Consider the following 3,122-nt stretch of genomic DNA (forward strand, 5'->3'; position numbering starts at 1 on the left):
GGTAGCCGCCTTCAAGCAGCCTCCGCTCGCAGTACATGGTCCCCGATCATCTCGACGCTAGGGAAAGAGCGTAGTCGCAACGAAACCTCATCGGCTTGATCTTCCAACTCGGCATATGCAGAAGCGAGATTGCCATGTTGCCGCTCTGATATTTGCGGATCATTCTTTGAAGGGAGCTGGATTATTAGTTCGTGATTCCGGCAGTCTCCATCATTGACTTCAAGCTCTCTATCTCGGTCAACCTTGAGATCCCAGAGGCGCGTTTTTATGCTGCGGACTGCTGGAGATATCTTCCCTGCTTGTAAAGTTGAAAAGTTGGCGACAAGGAAATCTCCGGAGTAGTCGATCAGTACGTCTGCACCTCTACCGCGGGCCGTTTTTCCCGAAGCTAAATCCTCGCGAAAGTTTTTCGTAAGATTTAGGTTTCTCATCATCACGTGGCTCATGACCAACGCAGGTAGACGGTCTGCGGCAGACTTTCTCCTCTCACTTTCTGGACTTATATCCAAGTCCACCTCTTTAGGCTGATCTCCGTATAGCGAAGAAATTGAGGCCATCCAGCTTTGCGCAATTTCCCTAAGGCTTTCACCTTCACCACCTCTAGGTTGCCCAAATTCGATGCTGGCGAGCGGCGCTGAGGGCTGAATTATCGCCTCCATGCCGCGGCGGGAAAAATCTTCTTCCAGATGCTTTTGGGTAACCTCGATTGCAAATCGAAGAACTTCAGCCTGAGGGCCGTAGAAACAGTCTAACCTGCTGAGCTGATTAGCTATTTCGATATGAAAACCGGCTTCATTCGAAGCTACGACACCTACCACTAGTCTCTCGAGTGATCCTGAGATCGGGGATAATAAGATCGGCAGCCATTGCGCCTCAACTCCGTCAGGTATCGACGGAAACAAATCTGAGGATATTTGGATATTCGTCATGAAACCAACCTCGGCAGTCCCAGTGTGGACGATGCTTGCATTTCTACATGCTCCCGACGATCTCTTAGAAAATCCCTAACCGCACTTACGTATTCTGGTGGGAGAAGATTTTCGATCAAACTGCTCTTGACCGCGTCGGGTACATCAATGTCTTCTATCATTTCAGAGAATGCCGCAACAGAGCGTACATAGTTTGCCTTTCGGTCTTGGCGAACGTGTTGGGTCAGCCAATCTCCGAGGCGGTTTTCAAAAGCGCCTGCCGCATCTAGGCCGCTTGGCTCCCAAGTGGGACCTGTCAAACTGTGGCCGTGGTCGATGAGCCAGATATCGGAACCCGGACCGAGAAGTATATTTCCCATATGTCGATCAATGTTCGCAACCCAACTATCAAAGGCATACAGTTCGCCAAGCCTATCCCAGTCTGCGAGCTTATCTAAAACAACTTTCTGCGCATCGAACGTTGCCTCGGCGGTTAGGACCTGGGCAAGGTTTGGAGCCATCATATCTGTGCTGATGAAGAATATTCCATGACCTTCTGCGGTGGTGGGAGCTTTTTGAGGGGTAAGTACGCTAGGCTGCGCTACACCTATGCAGGCGTCTGGGATCGGCATGCCTGCCGCTTTCGCTAGCACGAATACTAACAGCTCGTTGGCGAGCTGCTGACGATCAAGATCTTTAATGATTGCTTGGCGCTTGGTGCCGTTCGGGTACAGAACCTGCCCCCTGTAAGTATCATTGACACTTCTGACGGCGACAGTGCTTACGCCCTGCAGCACTCGAACAAACGGTATTGCCATGAATGAACCATCAACTATCCGTAACCGTCGTATTCCTCGCTCGTGTCGAGGGAGGTTTGCAACCGATTTCTGTTAAAAGTTGCGCCGCGAACAATCTGGACCTCTCATCGAAGATAGACATACTACGGCGACCGCACAGATGCTTCCCCTGTGCTAGCCTCCATCTCAAGACCGCGAGCATGTTGCCGACTTCGGAGACTGCGAGCCTAACGCTGACCAATGGATGACCGCCGATGAGGGACAATGCTCGAAACTGAAAACCAACTCGCAGCTCCGCCCATGCAGAAGGCTAAGCGGCGCTGGTAAGCGGCATCATGCGCCTTAGCCTCCTAGTGATTGCGCAAGGCATAGAAGGCATCAAGGCGCTTGTCATGGCCGCTCTGAGCCAAGAGAATCTTAGCGATATCTAAGCTGGTCTCGGGGCCAAAGCCGTCAGGGTCATTGCGCTGTTCTTCGGCTTGGTTCGCAAGAGTGTAGCCTAGGTCCGGCTCAACCAATTTTAGTTGTGTTTTGACGCCACAGACCTTTACCAAAGACGCCTGCATGGACTTGGTCAGAAATTCTCTATGGCCCTCATGAACGAGGAAGCTGTCGTGGACGGGCAAGATTGGAATGCCGCTTCCAATGAAATCCAGCATAACGAGTTCTGCCACGTCGCTGTCTGTACGCTGAAGCCGCTTGCCTGCGCCAGTGTAGAACTTGTCTGCGATCGGTCCATGTGCTGAGAGAATTGCTTAGGAGACAAGTTTCCACGTCAGGCCGAACTCCCTCAGGTCGATACCTCTCGGGGCCTGACGCAGAGGCTTTTCCGCGTTCAGCATCGCGTTGAAGGAGGCCTTCACCAGATTGCGCAGAGCATCTCCGCCCCGTGCCTCGGTCGATTCAGAGAAAATTCCACGATAGCAGTCATCCGGCGGGGTCACACCGGCTTCAGCATAGAGGATCACGGGATGGAGGTTCGAGTAGTCGATCTCGACCATCCGCTTGCCGTTCACGGCCAGGTGCCTCCGGTACGCTTTCGGCACGCTTTGCCACCAGCCACCATAGAAGCGACCACCGGTCGTAAGTTCCCGATCATTGAAGACACGGTAGAGGTTCCGTCGGTGCATCCCGAGAGGCTTACCTCCTGCCGGGTCGTCGGCGAGACGTTCTTGTAGCTCAGCCAAATCCGCATCGGGGATGAGTAGGTCGTACCAGCGTGTCTCAAGCACCCGATTGATAAGGGCGAGGTTCTGCGTCATTCGCCGAACTTCGTCGCCATCATCCGCCGGGAACAGTTCATCAGGTTTGTCGGCGTGCTTCAGACGTACTCGGATGGGAGCATTGTCCCGGACGGGAGGCACGATCACCGGCAAGACTTCCTGCTCACGCTTCGTGAACTTGTCGACCAGGAGAT

The 3,122-nt window shown here is 53.2% G+C and carries 3 protein-coding genes and 1 pseudogene; all 4 read right to left on the minus strand.

Annotation, left to right across the window (positions count from 1 at the left end):
* Positions 1-11 precede the first annotated feature (11 nt).
* Entirely contained in the window at positions 12-929 is a 918-nt protein-coding gene (locus tag IQ782_RS29400) for a hypothetical protein (protein ID WP_194138209.1), read from the minus strand.
* The gene (locus IQ782_RS29405; RefSeq protein ID WP_194138210.1) at positions 926-1,726 is read right to left on the minus strand and encodes a HipA family kinase; all 801 of its coding nucleotides are present in this window, start codon (positions 1,724-1,726) and stop codon (positions 926-928) included. The genes IQ782_RS29400 and IQ782_RS29405 overlap by 4 nt, the downstream gene beginning before the upstream one ends.
* Before the next feature lie 329 nt (positions 1,727-2,055).
* Positions 2,056-2,379, minus strand: a complete 324-nt coding sequence (locus tag IQ782_RS29410) for a hypothetical protein (protein WP_194138211.1) — start codon at positions 2,377-2,379, stop codon at positions 2,056-2,058.
* Between the two features lie 81 nt (positions 2,380-2,460).
* Positions 2,461-3,122: pseudogene (locus tag IQ782_RS29415) on the minus strand (hypothetical protein); the annotation flags it as partial.

The organism is Salipiger mangrovisoli (assembly GCF_015223355.1).
In the GTDB taxonomy this organism is placed as follows: domain Bacteria; phylum Pseudomonadota; class Alphaproteobacteria; order Rhodobacterales; family Rhodobacteraceae; genus Salipiger; species Salipiger mangrovisoli.